The following is a 17,571-nucleotide window of genomic DNA, read 5'->3' on the forward strand; positions in this document are numbered from 1 at the left end:
ACTTGCGACGTGGTCATGCCGGCTACCTGGGTCGCCGTCAAGGCTGCGGCCTGTGCCGTCCCCAGCGCCACGATCTGGGTCGTCGTCAGGGCTGCCAGATCTGCCGTCTCCAGCGCAGCCACCTGCGCAGTCGTCAGGGCGGCTATTTGTGCGGTGGTCAACGCAGCAGCTTGGTTTGTCGCGATTCCAACTATGTCGGTCGTACTTAGTGACGCGATTGTGGTTGTACTAAGGCCGGCGACTTGTGTGGTTGTCAAACCTGTAAAGAAGCTCATCGTTGTCCACCATTCAATAAAAACCGCGCCTTGCCATGTAGCAAAATGCAGCAAAATAAATAAATACAGCTACTCATATTGGAGTTTATCGACTGATTATCGAATAACTACAGTCCTTCTGTATCGATCGATATCAATACTTCGACACCTGTTGCTCCAAAACCACAGGATTTCAAATGAAGCCACCATTAACAAACAATACTTAACAATATTGCAGGTACCATTATCAAGACGAATCATCCATCTGGAACTCACCCGAACCCATTGCCTTGGCTGCAAAGGTCGGGGACGGTAGCTATCCAGTCAATCCGGACACCAAGCATAGACAGTAACGTTACCCCCGACATTTCCCCGCGACTGAGTAGCTCGTAACTTTTAGAGTCCAATCACCATGACGTGGAGATTGGACATGAAGAAACGCTTCACCGAAGAACAGATCATCGGCTTCCTGCTAGAAGCTGAGGCCGGGATGGAAACGGTGCTGCCCGCGGCCGTAGGCATCGCGGTTCTGTACCACGGTTTTCATATTGTCGAACAGCACCTGTTGCGGCATGCCCTGAAAGTAATCGCAGGCAGCCTGCAGGCAGGTTCGCACAGGCTCGAAGCCTTCACTGGCGACAAAGCGCACAAAGGATAAACAGCTGTAGCCCAAGGTTGCCACTAAGGCAGAGAGTGGCGACTTGCCTCGACGAAACACCACAAGGTCGGTTTGCATCTGTACACCCGGTTCGGTTTCGAAGCGGACGACCGGATCATGATCTTGTGCGCGGGTTGGCCGGGTGATTGCAAACTGGATTGGGTTCTACAACCACCGACGCCCGCATCAGGCTTTAGGGATGAAGACTCCAGCGATGGCGTATCAATTAGCAGCCTAACCTGTGCAGAAAGGGCTGGGTCATTACAGTCGCGTCAATACAAATGCTGAATCACCGCTCCATAAAAAAACCCGGCTAATTGCCGGGTATAAGGTACCAAACCTTCAGACTCTCACCACTTGATCTTTATTAGCCTCTCAGCAGAGAAAGAGCAGCTTGAGGCAACTGATTTGCCTGACCAAGAATTGAAGTACCAGCCTGTTGCAGGATCTGATTACGAGTCATCATTGCAGTTTCAGCAGCAAAGTCTGTATCCATAATACGACTCTTGGATGCGCTCAGGTTCTCAGTAAAGTTCTGCATGTTAGCAATAACTGCTTCGAACCGGTTCTGAATCGCACCAAAGGTCGCACGGGTATTGGTTACTTCACTAATAGCAGCATCCATTGCCGAAATCGCAGCAGACGCAGCACCAGAGTTTGTTACATCAACAGTACCAGTTGCTGTCAAATCAGCGGTGTAACCACCAATTGCAGTCATATCAACACCAGTAGTAACAACCTGGTTGTCAGCAGTACCTGAAGCACCAACCTGGAAGGTAATGCTGGAGCCACCAGACAGCAGGGCAGTTCCGTTAAAATTGGTTGTGGTAATAATCCGCGAAACTTCTTGGGTCAGCTGGTCAACTTCTTTTTGCAGCTGGGAGCGATTGCCATCAGAAATTGCGCCGTTAGATGCCTGCACTGCAATTTCACGGATACGCTGCAGGTTATTACCAACCTGACCCAAAGCACCTTCTGCAGTCTGCGCAACCGAGATGCCATCATAGGCATTGCGCACGCCCTGATTGTTACCACGAATTTGGGAAGTCAAGCCTTCAGCAACAGCCAAGCCTGCAGCATCATCTTTAGCACTGTTCACACGCAAACCAGAAGACAAACGCTGCAAAGATGTTGCCAAGGATTGGTTAGAACCGTTCAGGTTACGCTGGGCATTCAGGGAAGCAATATTGCTATTAACGATGATTGGCATTTTGGTACCTCACTTAATCTTAAGTTTATCTTGATGCTTGGTCTTATGACTCTATTGCATCTTGCTTATGACTCTATATCGCCCAGCGTAAACGGAACTTTAGCTTTTTTTACGTCAATGCAGTCAACCAGTCCTGTGGATGCTCCTCGAGCCAGTAAAACCGATCAACCCACGCGCGCAATTTATCACCTTCACGCCAAGCCAATTCAGGGTTTGCAATCCTTGCACGGATCTCGCACAGCCATTGTTCGACACTGCCATCGACACGGCACACCGGTGCATTATTAGTTCGGTAAGGATAGACATCCGAGCAAATAACTGACCATCCCATTGCACCATACTCGAGAAGACGTAAATTGCTTTTAGCTTCATTAAAAGCATTATCCTCCAAAGGTGCCAGCGCAATGTCCAATTCTAGCTCCGCAACCTTTGCAGGATAGTCCCGGAACGGAACCGAGCCGTGCTTCTCCTTGATGAACTCGTCAACACCTTCCGGCCACATCCCCATGAAGATCCAGTCCACCTCCTCAGCAGTTTGTTTGACCACCTCAGCAATCAACTCAAGATCTCCCTGATGTTGCTGCGCGCCAACCCAACCCACTCGCAACTTTCTCCCTGCCAACGGTACCCTTGGCTTACGCAAAGCCCCCCAATCAAATTTCTTCAGCCGATTTGGCACGACCATAATGTCATCGATCATGTCTGCAAAGGCATCCGCAAGTGGCTGTGTACTGACAATCATCCTGTCAGCCATGCTTAATGCCCGACGCAAGCGTGAGCGCGCATCCCGGAAATGACGTTGGTGGTAAACATAAACCCCACTCTTTTCCGGCACAGCACCCAATAGATCATCAATTGCGATGTAAATCCGCACATCCGGCAAATACTTGCGATATGCCTCAAGATAAAACAGATGAAGATCAGTAATCGGGTTCTGCAGGATAAGGCCATTGCAAGCCAGTCTTTGCAGCTCCAGCGGAGACGGAAGGCGCATGCCTTTATCTTTGCTGTTGGGGATAACTGCCGTATGCATAAGACCTTGGCTACGTAACATAGCTAGCGGCTGCTCCACTCGGTAATCACCACTACCACCAGTCAAACGATTGGCCAGAACCTTTGGCAGATGCGCAAGCTTGGGATCCCATGGAGCCGGTAATGCACTAACCCGATGCCGACTATTAGCCAGATCAAGATTCCGGTTGAATGCAGGATCTGCGGCCAACCTTGGCAACCAGGCCTTCAGCATGTATTCGCGCTCGCCGGCATCCCTGATCAGCGAGGATAAATGCCGCTTCATGTCACTGACACTACTTGCCGAAATGCTGACACCGTGATGATGCATAAGGCTGGCGTAGGGCTGATAGAGGCTCTGGTACCCCGCAGCTTCAAGACGAAGACAAAAATCCACATCATTAAACAAGACTGTCAGATTAGTGGCATCGAAACCGCCCACCTGCTGATAGACCGTTTTTTTCACCAGCATGCAGGCTGCCGTCACCATCGTCTTCTGCATACACCAGATACGATTCATATAGCCGGCAGCATTACCTTCCATACCAACAAACTGGTGATGCGCAATAACATCTGCGCCTGGCAAACCACCACTCATCACCCCTGCGTGTTGAATCTTGCCTGTTTCAGGGAACAACAGGCGTGCACCGACAGCCCCCACATTCTCTTGCTGACCCAATGACAACATTCTTTCCAGCCAGTTGGATTGAATTACCTCCGTGTCATTATTCAGTAGTACAACATACTCGCCACGAGCCGCCTCAACACCCAAGTTCACTTGCGCCGAAAAGTTAAACGGATGCGGATAGCGCAACACACGGAGCCGATCACCCAAGCGACTCTCAAGCTGGAGGTAATACTGGAGCACGTCAGGATCATGACTGTCGTTATCCACTACCAGAATTTCGTAATCGGTATAGTCTGTGCGCTTGAGCAGACTCTCGATACAAGGCTGCAAGAACTCGATCTTGTCCCTGTTCGGGATAATGACAGACACCAAAGGTCTGGCGCTCAGGGCAAAGTCGATATGAAAAACATCATCATGAAGTGAGCTACCAACCGTCGCATCAATTCCACTCCGGATGATGAACTGCTCAAGAGCAACTTTGCGCGCCGCGTACGACAGATGCCGTAAAGCACTGCTTCGCTCGGGGAAGTGCAACAACGGTTCTGCCAGATGGCCAATTCGCCCCTCTTCCAACTCGACGCTTGCGCGCAACAGCAGATCAAAAACCTCAGCTTCGGGATAGGCATGTAAACCACCCAAATCATGCAATACATCACGGCCAAAAATAACGGACTGTCCGATGTAGTCGTAAGAGTAAAGATAATAGCGATCGAAGTCTGGCTTGAACTGTGGTCTTGATAATGACAGATCACGGTTCACATAATCATGATCGGTATACAACAGTTGCCACTCGGGATGCAGGACAAAATAGTCCTCGATCATCAACAAGGCATGCGGTTCGATCAGAAAGCCAATTGGCAGTAAAGCAAAATAATCGGCATTGGAGTTGGCCGCAAGATAATTGAACCCCTCCGCAAGGGCGGTTTCATCCTCTAGCGAGGCAACCTGAATCCAGGCAAGATTTTGATGACTATCGAATGCAGGGTCGACCGCAGGCTGATCGGCAACGACTACCAAGCGCCAACTGGGGACCAGCAAACGCTGCAGACTATCAAGTGTCTGCGCCAACAAGTCTTGTTCACCCTCGTTCATTCGAACAAGCAAATCAAAACTCTTGGCCCCGCCGCGCTGCTTGTAACGCATGGCAAAACCATCGGTTTCCGCTTCCGAAATACTATGCCGATCAATCCACTCCGCATAGCTGCCGCTACTGATGACTGATGCCTTTTTCTTTTGCTGCTGGCCATGGTCCTCTAGGTCATCAAGATCAATCTTGAAATGCTCGACTAGCTTGTCTATCTCATTAGCGTGCAGCAACCCGTCAGGCAATCGCAACAATGCCTGTTCCAGAACATCACGCAAACTGCAAACACCACGCTCCTTGGCGTAGCTCAATAGCCATCCACCAAGATCATCCCTGTCCAGCACACTGAATGGCGTATAGGCCGTACGTTTAAGTCCCAGCACCAACGCCAGATCTTCCAGCCCAAGTGCTAATTCATCGTCAATGTCCAAGCGCTGGCTCTTGGCAAACTTTCGTCCATCCTTGCTCAACAACCATTGAGCGCTGGCTTTCAAAGTTGCCCGACTATTCAAACAATACAACGTTACCAACGACATGAAGTGTGTGTAGAGATATGGATTAGCAGCATTCTGTACATACCAGATCCGCTCTAACGGCTCTTCAATACTGGCTACGGCATTACCAACATGCTTATTTGTAATCTGCTCATCATGCCGTCGCCAATACCCACCTACTACCGAGATGTAATAACTGGGACCGTAATAGTCCTCACACGTTTTGAACAGCGGCACCTCGCACAATTGCTGCAAGGGTGACTGTTCTAGTGCCACCAAGGCCTCGTCAAGGCAGGCTTGACGAAAGACAGCCAGATGCAAGGGAATAAAGTTACAGAAGCATAAGAATGGCGAAATGCGGATCAGGCCACTAAAGTCCGCAGGGAACGGCGTCGTCCGAGGCTCAGAATACTCCTCACTGGCCTCAATATAATGTTTCCACTTTTGTGCCACAAAGGGAATTTGAGGATGTAAATCAAATGCCTGCAATGCACGTTCAACAAACTCAGGCTCAAGCAAATCATCTGCTTGCAAAGCAGATATAAACTCACTATCCAGATCACGGTAGCCAGACAAGGTATTCCCACGATGACCAATATTCTCTGGGCGTACATAGAAAGAAATTCGCGCATCATCCAGATAACGCGCGACCACTTCAGCAGTGTTGTCAGTCGATCCATTGTCAAGAATAACCAGATTCCAATCTGCCGAAGTCTGGTTGAGTACGGACTCAATAGCCTGATCAATATAGTGCGCGTAGTTATAGCTGGTAATGAATATGGTCAACCGGTTTTTCAGTGGTTTGGTCGGCAGGTTCGGCATAGTGTTAACGGACTTTCTTCAAATAACCACTTGGAGCAACAGAAATCAGCAAGCGCTGGTCCATACCTTGCTCAATCTCGAAATCAGTATTTTCTTTCAGGTACTGCCAGACAGCGGTCTTAGGATTATCCCCCTTGCCCCAGGGGCGATCGGGGTAGGCATCTGGCGGCATATCTTCAATCAGGGTATCAAAGACCACGCAGTAACTGCCGCAACTGGCCAACGGAGCATAAGCGCGTAATTCGGCCAATACGTGCTCATGAGTATGATTGCTATCCAGTAGCACCATAATCTTGCCGGCCCCCAGTGCTCTCGCTTGTACTTGGGCGATCATGTCGTCAGCAATACTGGATCCTTGCAGCATCTCGATACGATGAGCCATCGGGTGTTGCTGGATGGCGGCATGATTGTGCGGTCGAATATCGATATCGATACCGAGCACCCGCGCATCACCAGGACCGCCACACAGGGCATTCAGCTCAAGTAATGAGGCATAAAACACCAGCGAGCCGCCGCGAGCAATGCCGGTCTCGATGATCAGGTCCGGCTTTACTTCCCATACCAGTTGCTGCATAGCAACGATATCTTGCGGGTACTGAATGATGGGCATACCCAGCCATTCGAAATTGTAGGAATACTTGTGCCCCACCGATTGCGTCAAAAAGTCAGCAGCGCTTTTCACAAAGCGGCTATCTGCCGCCTGTACCTGCATATTCTGTTGGCACTCTTTCGTGAACGCTTCGAGGTCACTTCTCATTGATATCCCCACCTATTTCTCAATACGGTCAACCGAATGACGATTGGCCGTAACATAAATACTCTAAAGATCGGCAGAGCAACATGATCTGCCTGCTGCAAGTATGTTCAAACAAGACCCAGCACATATGGCAGATCAAAAGGATTGCCGGCCTTCGGCAGTATATGGCGACCAACAAAACCAGTTGCGCCGGTCAACAATACTCGTTTTGCCACATTATTCTCCACATCAGTCTCGGATGCTCAACGTCGGTACCACCAGCACAAATCGCCCTCTCATTCCCAGATGTACTCAAGACGTGTCCTCAGCTCTTCATAGCCTCGCCATCTTCGTCGTGTACCACATGGCAGCTCGGACAAACAGTCGGGAAGCGATATACCAAGTATTACGGCGTTTCTCTGCTGCTGAACATAGCGCATCAATCTCATCTACTGGCAAAACTGTTGGACCAAGTACTATGGCAGCATGCTCGAGGATAGCGCGCAGGCTGTTGAATTGCCGCCACTCAGAATAGTGTAATAACAGCAGTTCAATATCATCACCCTTATACACGTCAAATGGTGTATTCACTGTACGCTTTAGTCCCAAGACAAAAGCCAGATCGAACCACCGGTTCAGTGTAGCCATATCGGTTGACAAACGGTGACTTTGAAGAAATACCTGCCCCTGCTCGCCAGTCAACCAGTTTAAGGCCTGGCGATACGACGTTCTGCCAGTCCTCCAATTAAAAGTAAGCAAAGACATAAAGACGCAGTCTGGATTCGGGTCTTTCGCCTCTCGCGCATACCAAAGGCGCTCCAGTGGTTCCTCAATGCTGGCTACGGCATTACCCATATGCTTGTTGCTAATCTGCTCATCGTGACGCCGCCAATACCCCCCGACCGCCGAAATGTAATAACTCGGACCAAATATGTCCTCACAGGTTTTGAACAGCGGCACCTCGCACAGCTGCTGCAAGGGTGACTGTTCCAGAGCAATCAGCGCCTCTTCAAGGCAGGCTTGACGAAAGACAGCCAGATGCAAGGGAATAAAGTTACAGAAGCATAAGAATGGCGAAATGCGGATCAGGCCACTAAAGTCCGCAGGAAATGGTGTCGTTTTCGGGTCGGCGTATTTGCCACTGACCTCGATATAATGCTTCCACTTTTGTGCCACAAAGGGAATTTGAGGATGTAAATCAAATGCCTGCAATGCACGTTCAACAAACTCAGGCTCAAGCAAATCATCTGCTTGCAAAGCAGATATAAACTCACTGTCCAGATCACGGTAGCCAGACAAGGTATTCCCACGATGACCAATATTCTCTGGGCGTACATAGAATGAGATTCGCGCATCATCCAGATAGCGCGCAACCACTTCAGAAGTGTTGTCAGTCGATCGATTGTCAAGAATAACCAGATTCCAATCTGCCGAAGTCTGGTTGAGTACAGACTCAATAGCCTGATCAATGTAGTGCGCGTAGTTATAGCTGGTAATGAATATGGTCAACCGGTTTTTCAGTGGCTTGGTCGGCAGGAAGGGCATGGTGTTAACGAATTTTCTTCAAATAACCACTTGGAGCAACAGAAATCAGCAAGCGCTGATCCATACCTTGCTCAATCTCGAAATCGGCATTTTCTTTCAGGTACTGCCAGACAGCGGTCTTAGGATTATTCCCCTTGCCCCAGGGGCGATCGGGGTAGGCATCTGCCGGCATGTCTTCAATCAGGGTATCAAAGACCACGCAGTAACTGCCGCAACTGACCAACGGAGCGTAAGCGCGTAATTCGGCCAATACGTGCTCATGAGTATGATTGCTATCCAGTAGCACCATAATCTTGCCGGCCCCCAGTGCTCTCGCTTGTACTTGGGCGATCATGTCGTCAGCAATACTGGATCCTTGCAGCATCTCGATACGATGAGCCATCGGGTGTTGCTGGATGGCGGCATGATTGTGCGGTCGAATATCGATATCGATACCGAGCACCCGCGCATCACCAGGACCGCCACACAGGGCATTCAGCTCAAGTAATGAGGCATAAAACACCAGCGAGCCGCCGCGAGCAATGCCGGTCTCGATGATCAGGTCCGGCTTTACTTCCCATACCAGTTGCTGCATAGCAACGATATCTTGCGGGTACTGAATGATGGGCATACCCAGCCATTCGAAATTGTAGGAATACTTGTGCCCCACCGATTGCGTCAAAAAGTCAGCAGCGCTTTTCACAAAGCGGCTATCTGCCGCCTGTACCTGCATATTCTGCTGGCACTCGCCCTTGAACGCCTCCAGATCACTTTTCATTGATATCCCCACTCATTTTCAAAATAAGATCAGCCGCATGCCCTGCAGATCATGATTATTTATTTGGGCAGCTTGCCTGAAACAAGAATGATCAGACCACCCCGAGCACACATGGCGGATCAAAGGGATTGTCGGCCCTCGCACCAAAGCGCAGCAAATCCTGCCGTCCGTATTCAGCAGCAATATCCATTGCCAGCTGACGAATAGTAATCGGCTCACCCGAACAGATATTTACCGCACCAGTCTGCTGTGCCGAAACGAGTGCCGCGATGCGCTCACCAGCCGACTCGACCCGCATATAATCTCTGATTTGTTTGCCACTAGTCAGCTCTACGGGCAAACCCGCGGCCAACTTGTCATGCAAATAAGGAATCAGCCTAGCTGGCTTTTCTCCTTTGCCATACAGATAAAATAATCTTGCCCAGACAAAATCACAGTGACTGCCCTCAAAGTAGGATGACAAGGCCAGATATGCCGCTGCTTTGGCACTGGCATAGGGTGTTTGTGGTAACAACGGCGTACAAACCGATAACACACCGTAACTGACATCATATTCGAAGCAGGTACCAATACCGATAAAGCGGCTGACACCCGCGGCTCTCGCTCCTTTGGCCAGCGCCAAAGTTCCCTGTAAACAATCAAGATTCCGTTCTGAGTGTAAATAATCGCGTGGCTCGACATACCATGCAGCATGAATTACTACATCAGAACCAGCACACGTCTGCTCCCACCAATCCGCAGAGACCGTGAATGCATCATCACAACAGACGACAGTCACTGCAGCCGGTAAGGTAGCCTCCTTCCCCGCCCGACAAACTGCGGACACCTGAAGACCAGCCGCCAGCAAGCTATGCAGTATATGGCGACCAACAAAGCCAGTTGCGCCGGTCAACAATACTCGTTGTGCCACATTTTTCTCCACATCAGTCCAGGATGCTCAACGCCGGTACCGCCACCACAAAACGCCCGCCCCATTCGCGGATGTACTCAAGCTGCACCGTCAGCTCATCGCGCAGATTCCACGGTAGCAGAACCACGTAGTCGGGCCGGAACTCGTGTAATTTATCTTCGGCAACAATCGGGATACGACTGCCTGGCAAATATTGCCCTTGCTTGGCCGGATTGCGATCCACCACAGCCTCCAGCAAGTCAGGTCGAACACCAGCATAGTTAAGCAAGGTATTACCCTTGGCTGCAGCACCATAGGCCATCACTCGCTTGCCATCACGCTTTGCCGCAATCAGGAAAGCAATAAAGTCATTCTTTACCTTGTCTGCCGCTTGCTGAAATGCCTGATAACCTGATTCATGGGCAAGGTTGGCTTGCCTCTCTTCTGTCAGCGTAGCCAATACCCGAGGTGCAATGGCATGGGGTCCGCAGTCAATGCGCTGCACAAACAGTCGCAGGCTGCCGCCATGCGTAGGCAATTTTTCGACATCAAATACCTGCAATCCTGCCGCAGCAAATACCGGTAACAAGGCGGTTAGCGACAAATAGGAAAAATGCTCGTGATAGATGGTGTCGAACTGCTTGTACGTCAGCAAAGACAACAAATGTGGAAACTCGAATGTCGCCACGCCTTGTGGCTTGAGCAGCACGGCAAAACCGGCAACAAAATCATTGATGTCCGGTACGTGGGCAAGCACATTATTGGCTACCAGCAAATCTGCAGCGCGACCTGAGTCCCGCAATTGCGTCGCCAGCGCCACCCCAAAGAAGGCATCAACAATCTCCAACCCCAGTTTACGTGCCGCTGTTGCGGTGCTGACTGTTGGCTCAACGCCATAACAAGGAATACCTGCCGCCTGTACGTACTGCAGCAGATAGCCATCGTTGGCCGCAATTTCAGCCACCATACAGTCTTTATCCAGATCGAAACGACTGCGCATTTCGTCCACATAACATTTGGCATGCAACAGCCAACTGGCCGAAAAGCTGCTGAAATAGGCGTAATCCGGCGAAAACAACTCGCCAGCTTCGGCAAAATCTTCGGTTTGCACCAGCCAGCAATGCTGGCAAACCATCACCCGCAAGGGAAACCACTTCTCCGGCTTGGCCAGATCAGCGGCAGACAGATAGGCGTTGGAGGGTGGCGCACTGCCCAGATCAATCAGCGGCAGCTGCAAAGGTTGGCCGCAATGCCGGCATTTCATGGTCGGACTCCGCTGAATAAATCATCAATAAACGCAAACTCCCGGTCTCGTGCCGACTGTTCGCTGACCGGTAATGGCCATGGTATTGCCAGTCGTGGATCAAGAGCGTTGAGCCCGCCCTCAGCCTCCGCCAAATAGCCCGCACTATGCAAATACAGCATCTCGCAGTCATCCGCCAGAGTCTGAAAACCATGAGCAAAACCCTCGGGAATAAACAGGCTTTTCAGGTTGGTCGCACTGAGCTCTTCGGCATGCCATTGCAGGAATGTTGGCGAATCCGGTCTCAAATCCACCGCAACGTCCAGCACCCGACCACGCAGGCAAGACACATACTTGGCTTCTGCATACGGCGGACGCTGGAAATGCAGACCGCGCAAGGTGCCGGCTTTTGCACTGTAGGTATGATTGATCTGGGCAATTTGACGCTCACCGAAAATGGCTTGCCATTCTTGCTGACACCACACTCTTTGCAGGAAGCCCCGGGCATCACCCAAGCGCAGACGCTGCACTTGCAGCAATCCTGCCAGCGGGGTCTGGATAAATTCGAATCGGCTCATGATTTCAGGATTGGCGGTAAGCTGTAATTTGCTGCTGGCAAACGGTCTGTAAATCATCCCCACGGCACCAGGCATGATGCCAGTCCAGTGTATGCTGCAGTGCTTTACGCAAGTCCCAGCGGGGCTGCCAACCAAGGCGGGCTATGGCCTTGCTGCTGTCAAGCTTCAACAAACCCGCTTCGTGAGGCTGCAAGGTATCGTTACGCTCCCAAGTTGCCCGCGCATCCAACTCACACAGGGTATCGGCAATCCAGCCGACGCTGCGGCAGTCATGATCAGCCGGCCCGAAGTTCCAGGCATCAGCAAACGTCTGACCGTCTTTGAATAAGCGCTCAGCAAGTAACAGATAGCCATGCAAGGGCTCCAGTACATGCTGCCATGGCCGGATGGCTCCTGGCGAACGCACGCCCAAAGCTTGTCCTGCCTCTATTGCACGCAAAAAGTCCGGTAACAGGCGATCCTGCGCCCAATCACCGCCACCGATCACATTACCAGCCCGCGCCGTTGCAACGGCAATACCAGCATCGGCAAAATAGGAACGACGATAAGACGCTAACAGGATCTCTGCACATGCCTTGCTGCTGGAATAGGGGTCATGCCCGCCCAAAGCCTCAATCTCTCGATACGGCCATGGCCACTCGCGATTTTCGTAACATTTGTCAGTGGTCACCACGACAACCGCTTTTACGCTACCGGTGCGGCGAATAGCCTCCAATACATGCAAGGTACCCATGACATTGATTGCGTAGGTTTCAGCCGGAGCTTGGTAGGACGCTCTTACCAATGGCTGTGCCGCCAAGTGCAACACGATATCCGGCTGTAGCCGCTGCACGGACTTCGCTACAGCCTCTGCATCCCGGATATCTGCTCGTATATCGCTACCCAGTAAATTGGCCACACCCGCACAGTCATACATCGAAGGTGTAGTAGGCGGCGCCAAAGCCAAGCCATGCACCTCGGCACCCAGTTCATGCAGGCAAATGGCCAGCCAGCTACCCTTGAAGCCAGTGTGACCGGTAAGCAAGACCCGCTTATCACGCCAGAAATCGACAGATGGCAACATCACCAGACTTTCCACGGTGCATTGCCACCCGACCAGAGTTCTTCGAGGAAATTCTTGTCGCGCAGCGTGTCCATAGGCTGCCAGAAACCGGCATGCCTGAAGACCTGAAGCTCACCATCGGCGGCCAAACCTTGCAGCGGAGAGGCTTCCCAAATAGCGTCATCGCCATCCAGTCGTGTCAATACCTTTGGCGACAAGACAAAAAAGCCGCCATTGATCCAGGCACCATCACCGGGAGGCTTTTCGAGGAAGCTGATCACAGCGTCCCCCTCCAGATTGAGTGCGCCGTACCGCCCAGGTGGCTGCACCCCAGTAACAGTTGCCTGCCTGCCATGCTGGCGATGAAATGCCAGCAAGGCAGAGATATCGACATCAGACACACCATCACCGTAGGTAAACAGGAACTCCTGCTCATCCTGCAGATACTCCGCCACCCGCAGCAAACGGCCACCGGTCATACTATGATCCCCGGTATCAACCAGCGTGACCCGCCAAGGCTCGGCATGCTTGTGATGGACTTCCATCTTGTTATTTAGCATGTCGAAGGTCACGTCAGACATGTGCAGGAAGTAATTGGCAAAATACTCCTTGATCACATAACCCTTGTAGCCACAACACACGATGAAGTCATTAACACCATGTGCCGAGAAGATTTTCATGATGTGCCAGAGTATCGGCTTACCACCAATGTCTATCATCGGCTTTGGACGCAGATGAGTCTCTTCGCTAATACGCGTTCCCAGTCCACCAGCCAGAATCACCGCCTTGACCATTTTTTTATCCGCTTAATCAAACAGTTTCGTCAGTACCGCAGAAATCTCGTCCACACTGCGCTGTTTGCACTGCATGTCAAATACCACCGCCTGGCGGGAATTGCCCTTTCCGGCAGCCCAGTTAATGACCGTACACAAATGTGCATAGGGCAAATCCAGCTCGCGAGCCAGAATAGCCTCCGGCATGCCGGTCATACCGACAATATCGGCACCATCTCGCTCTAGCCTGAGAATTTCAGCCACGCTTTCCAGGCGAGGCCCTTGGGTGCAGGCATAAGTCGCCCGGGCACTGAAGCGCAATTGACTGTCCGCAACAGCAGCAATCAATATACCCCGCAGAGCAGCATCATAGGCTTGGGTAAAATCGGCATGAACCAATGGCCGATCTGCACCCTCAAAATAAGTATGCTTCCGTCCCCAGGTATAGTCGATCACATCATCAGGGATCACCAAAGTACCCGGAGCCAGATCCGGCCTGATCGCCCCGACCGCACCGATCGCGATGACGCCTTTGGCACCGACACTCTGCAAGGCCCAGATATTGGCCCGGTAATTGATTTCATGCGGGGCAATCGAGTTGCCATAGCCATGTCTAGCCATGAACACCACATTCTGCTGGCCGATGCGGCCGAAAATCAGCGGGCAGGACGGGTCGCCATAAGGGGTACGGACAACCTGCCGGTGGGTGACTTCCAGGATGGGCAATTTGACGAGGCTGGAGCCTCCGATGATGGCGAGCATGGCTTTCTCCTTGTTATGACTGCTCTGCCTGAATTCTAATCTTTCTGCATGAAAAAAGCCCACAACAATTGACGTGTGGGCTTTTCACGGGCTTGCGGCCAACCTTACTTCAGCGCATGAATCGCCGGCAGGTTACGCCAGGCACCGCGTACATCCATGCCGTAGCCGAATACATAACGGTCAGGTACATCCAGACCAACGAAGTCAGCGGCGATCGGCTTGTCCTTGCTAATCAGCTTGTTGGCAAACACGCCGCTGTAGAAGGCCTTGGCACCCATGGCCAGTACCTTGTCGCGGATGGCAGCCATGGTGTGGCCTTCGTCCAAAATGTCATCCAGCACCAGCACGACGCGGTCACGCACGTCTTCTTTCGGGGCAGTTTTCCACACCAGCTCGCCACCGCTGGTCTTGTCGCCGTAGCGGGAAACGTGCACATAGTCGAAGTCCAGCGGGAAAATCAGGCGCGGCAGCAACTGGCCGGTAAACACGACAGCACCACCCATCACCGACAGCACCAGCGGATAGCTCTCGCCCAGCTTTTCGGTAATTTCTGTAGCCATGCGATCGACAGCAGCGTCCACCTCCTGCGCACTGAACAGGATATCGGAGCTATTGAGAATACCGCGTGCCTCGGCAACGTTTGCCATCTTGCTTCCTTTCAAAAACGAGCGCCGCCTGCCCACAGCAGACGGCGCAATTCACAATGGGATAGATTATACCCGTTTGATACTGGCGAGGTAATCGGCAAATGCCGCTCCGACTTCATGGTGTTTCATGCCCAGCTCGACCGTCGCCTTCAGATAGCCCAGTTTGGAGCCGCAATCGTAACGCGTGCCTTCGAAAGGCAGGGCCAGCACCGGTTCTTCTTTCAGCAAGGCGGCAATGCCGTCAGTCAGCTGGATCTCGCCGCCGGCGCCCGGCGTGGTGTTCAGCAGCTTGTCAAAGATGCGTGGTGTCAGGATATAGCGACCAACTACCGCCAGATTGGATGGCGCGACATCAGGATGTGGCTTCTCGACAATGCTGGATACTTGCTGATCACCACGCGCATTGTCCTTGATCTCGACAATACCGTAAGAGCCGGTTTCCTCGCGCGCCACGGTCTCGACACCCAGCACCGAGCTATGCGTCTCGTTGAAAAGACCAACCATCTGGTCAAGCGCACCCGGCTCGCCATCAATCAGATCATCGGCCAGGATCACCGCAAACGGCTCGTCGCCCACTGCTGGCCGGGCGCACAGTACCGCATGGCCAAGACCCAAAGCCTCGGCTTGCCGGATGTAAATACAACTAACATTACTAGGCAGTATATCCTGCACCAGATCCAGCAATTTTTTCTTGTTGCGGTTTTCCAGCTCGGTTTCCAGTTCGTAAGCCTTGTCGAAATGATCTTCGATACTGCGCTTGTTGCGGCCGGTAATGAAGATCAGCTCCGTGATACCGGCAGCAACGGCTTCTTCCACCGCATACTGGATCAAGGGCTTATCCACGATAGGCAGCATCTCTTTCGGGCTGGCCTTAGTTGCCGGTAGGAAACGGGTGCCCATGCCGGCAACCGGGAAAACCGCTTTACGAATTTTTTGCATAGCTAACTCTCTCATTAAAATTAATTAGTTCATGCATTTTGATTCAAGATCATTTATTCAGACATTCTAACATGCCAATAAGATTCGTAATTGGCACCTGCCAATCCCCCGGTCTTGGCTGGCGTATCACGCTGACCCCGCCATACCACGGCATGCGGTCATCCGCACCAAAAAATGGCGCGCCTTCGTAACGCATCAACACCCAGACCGGCTTGCCCAGCGCCGCCGCCAGATGAGCCGTTGCGGTATCCACGGTAATCACCAGATCCAGCTGGCTGATGATGGCCGCCGTATCGGCAAAGTTGCGAATGTCACGCCCAAGATCATGCAAGACAGCAGGCAAAGCCTCATCGGCTGACAAGGCTGTCTGCAACGAAAACCAGTCCAAGCCGCCCACGGCCAGCAATGCTTGAAGCCCGGCCAGCGGCACGCTCTTGCGCTGACGGTTGTAATCCGCCGCGCCGACGCCCCAGGCCCCGCTTTGCCACACCAGGCCCACCGCCAGCTTGTACTGTCGGCTCGCGGCCAAGCTTGGCTGCCAGCTGGCAATCCGCTCTTCACTCGCACGCAAGTAAGGCTGAGCGGCCAGCTGCTCGCGTGCCAGCTGCAACACTGCCGGCATGGACATGAAAGGCAGCTGCGCCGCAGCTGCCACGCCGCTCGCATCAGCATACAACTCGGCAGCGGGCAACAGGCTCGCCAGCAGCGGATGCAGGCTGGCCGGTGCCTCGATTAGAGGCACGAGATCAAAACGTGCCAGCAAAGCCGGCAATAGCTGCAGCATCATGATGCTGTCGCCCAGCCCTTGCTCGGCCCACAGCAGCACACGTTGGCCGCAATGTTGTTGTGGGTCGAAACGCGGCAGATGCGCGTGTTTTGCGGCAAAGACCGCGGCAAAGCGCGCCTCATAATCAGGCCAGGCCGCCAGATAGTCCCCCAGATACAGCCGCACGATGCTGCGATTCCAGCGCAGATCCGGCAAGTCGCCAAAGCGGGCAATCGCAGCCGTCAGCACACTTTCGGCTGCTTCATACTCGCGCGCATTGGTCAGCAGCAGGCCAAGGTTGGCCGCCAGCGTAGCGCGCTGCGGGGCCAGCGCACAGGCACGTTCGGCAAGCTCGACCGCCCGCTCCGGCTCGCCCAGATAGCCACACACCAGCGCCAGCGCCGCCAGGGCATCAATATTCGCCGGCTCGGCTTGCAGCACCTCCTGCAACAACGCCGCCGCCACCGCATATTCGCCCAGCACCTTCAGCAATTGCGCGAGATTGCACTTGGCCGCCAGTGAATCCGGCTGCTGCGCCAGCACCGCCAGATAAGCGTCCAGCGCCGCCGGATAGTCGCCGGACTGCTGCAAGGCATTGGCCAGATTCAGCCGGGCCTGCCAGTCATGCGGTGCGGTCTGCAGCAGTTGCTGCCACAGTGCAATGGCCTGCGGCAGTTTGCCGGCCGCCTGCAGGCGGTTGGCCTCGTCAAAACGCTGCTGTGCGGCCTTCATC

At 52.7% G+C, this 17,571-nt stretch carries 16 protein-coding genes and 1 pseudogene; 1 reads left to right on the top strand and 16 read right to left on the bottom strand.

Annotated elements, in window-relative coordinates; genetic code table 11:
• Positions 1-275: hypothetical protein (locus ACZ9W6_RS12345; protein ID WP_465191463.1), on the bottom strand; the 275-nt coding region annotated here is incomplete at its 3' end.
• 460 nt (positions 276-735) lie between these two features.
• Positions 736-1,029: pseudogene (locus ACZ9W6_RS12350) on the bottom strand (DDE-type integrase/transposase/recombinase); the annotation flags it as partial.
• Between the two features lie 25 nt (positions 1,030-1,054).
• Between ACZ9W6_RS12350 and ACZ9W6_RS12355 the strand changes: the two are divergent.
• Entirely contained in the window at positions 1,055-1,150 is a 96-nt protein-coding gene (locus ACZ9W6_RS12355; protein ID WP_465191464.1) for an integrase core domain-containing protein, read from the top strand.
• A 129-nt stretch (positions 1,151-1,279) separates the two neighbouring features.
• Here the strand turns inward: ACZ9W6_RS12355 and ACZ9W6_RS12360 are convergent, their stop codons facing one another.
• The 14 genes from ACZ9W6_RS12360 to ACZ9W6_RS12425 form a co-directional block, all read right to left on the bottom strand.
• Positions 1,280-2,122 carry a flagellin N-terminal helical domain-containing protein gene (locus tag ACZ9W6_RS12360; protein ID WP_465191465.1) on the bottom strand — a complete coding sequence of 281 codons (843 nt, stop codon included), beginning with the start codon at positions 2,120-2,122 and terminating at the stop codon, positions 1,280-1,282.
• Between the two features lie 109 nt (positions 2,123-2,231).
• Positions 2,232-6,161, bottom strand: a complete 3,930-nt coding sequence (locus ACZ9W6_RS12365; RefSeq protein WP_465191466.1) for a glycosyltransferase — start codon at positions 6,159-6,161, stop codon at positions 2,232-2,234.
• 4 nt (positions 6,162-6,165) lie between these two features.
• Positions 6,166-6,918, bottom strand: coding sequence for a cephalosporin hydroxylase family protein (locus ACZ9W6_RS12370; protein ID WP_465191467.1), 753 nt, complete (start codon positions 6,916-6,918; stop codon positions 6,166-6,168).
• A gap of 312 nt (positions 6,919-7,230) precedes the next feature.
• Positions 7,231-8,442 carry a glycosyltransferase family 2 protein gene (locus ACZ9W6_RS12375; RefSeq protein ID WP_465191468.1) on the bottom strand — a complete coding sequence of 404 codons (1,212 nt, stop codon included), beginning with the start codon at positions 8,440-8,442 and terminating at the stop codon, positions 7,231-7,233.
• A 4-nt stretch (positions 8,443-8,446) separates the two neighbouring features.
• Positions 8,447-9,199 carry a cephalosporin hydroxylase family protein gene (locus tag ACZ9W6_RS12380; RefSeq protein WP_465191469.1) on the bottom strand — a complete coding sequence of 251 codons (753 nt, stop codon included), beginning with the start codon at positions 9,197-9,199 and terminating at the stop codon, positions 8,447-8,449.
• A gap of 91 nt (positions 9,200-9,290) precedes the next feature.
• Positions 9,291-10,109: an NAD-dependent epimerase/dehydratase family protein gene (locus tag ACZ9W6_RS12385; protein WP_465191470.1), complete on the bottom strand. Its 819-nt coding sequence runs from the start codon at positions 10,107-10,109 to the stop codon at positions 9,291-9,293.
• A 13-nt stretch (positions 10,110-10,122) separates the two neighbouring features.
• Positions 10,123-11,352, bottom strand: coding sequence for a methyltransferase domain-containing protein (locus ACZ9W6_RS12390; RefSeq protein WP_465191471.1), 1,230 nt, complete (start codon positions 11,350-11,352; stop codon positions 10,123-10,125).
• Complete coding sequence (locus ACZ9W6_RS12395) at positions 11,349-11,984, bottom strand: dTDP-4-dehydrorhamnose 3,5-epimerase family protein (RefSeq protein WP_465191472.1); 636 nt, start codon at positions 11,982-11,984, stop codon at positions 11,349-11,351. Before ACZ9W6_RS12395 ends, ACZ9W6_RS12390 begins: the two co-directional genes overlap by 4 nt.
• Positions 11,914-12,987: a CDP-glucose 4,6-dehydratase gene (gene rfbG / locus ACZ9W6_RS12400; protein WP_465191473.1), complete on the bottom strand. Its 1,074-nt coding sequence runs from the start codon at positions 12,985-12,987 to the stop codon at positions 11,914-11,916. Before rfbG ends, ACZ9W6_RS12395 begins: the two co-directional genes overlap by 71 nt.
• On the bottom strand, positions 12,972-13,745 hold the full coding sequence (gene rfbF, locus ACZ9W6_RS12405) for a glucose-1-phosphate cytidylyltransferase (protein ID WP_465191474.1): 774 nt from the start codon (positions 13,743-13,745) through the stop codon (positions 12,972-12,974). Before rfbF ends, rfbG begins: the two co-directional genes overlap by 16 nt.
• 12 nt (positions 13,746-13,757) lie before the next feature.
• Positions 13,758-14,486, bottom strand: a complete 729-nt coding sequence (locus ACZ9W6_RS12410; RefSeq protein WP_465191475.1) for an S-methyl-5'-thioinosine phosphorylase — start codon at positions 14,484-14,486, stop codon at positions 13,758-13,760.
• Positions 14,487-14,590: 104 nt separating this feature from the next.
• Complete coding sequence (locus tag ACZ9W6_RS12415) at positions 14,591-15,133, bottom strand: hypoxanthine-guanine phosphoribosyltransferase (protein ID WP_465191476.1); 543 nt, start codon at positions 15,131-15,133, stop codon at positions 14,591-14,593.
• A gap of 66 nt (positions 15,134-15,199) precedes the next feature.
• Positions 15,200-16,072 carry a UTP--glucose-1-phosphate uridylyltransferase GalU gene (gene galU / locus ACZ9W6_RS12420; protein ID WP_465191477.1) on the bottom strand — a complete coding sequence of 291 codons (873 nt, stop codon included), beginning with the start codon at positions 16,070-16,072 and terminating at the stop codon, positions 15,200-15,202.
• 49 nt (positions 16,073-16,121) lie between these two features.
• A complete protein-coding gene (locus ACZ9W6_RS12425; protein ID WP_465191478.1) occupies positions 16,122-17,570 on the bottom strand; it encodes a tetratricopeptide repeat protein in 1,449 nt (482 codons plus the stop codon).
• Between the last annotated feature and the right edge of the window lies 1 nt (position 17,571).

The organism is Vogesella lacus, assembly GCF_979366295.1.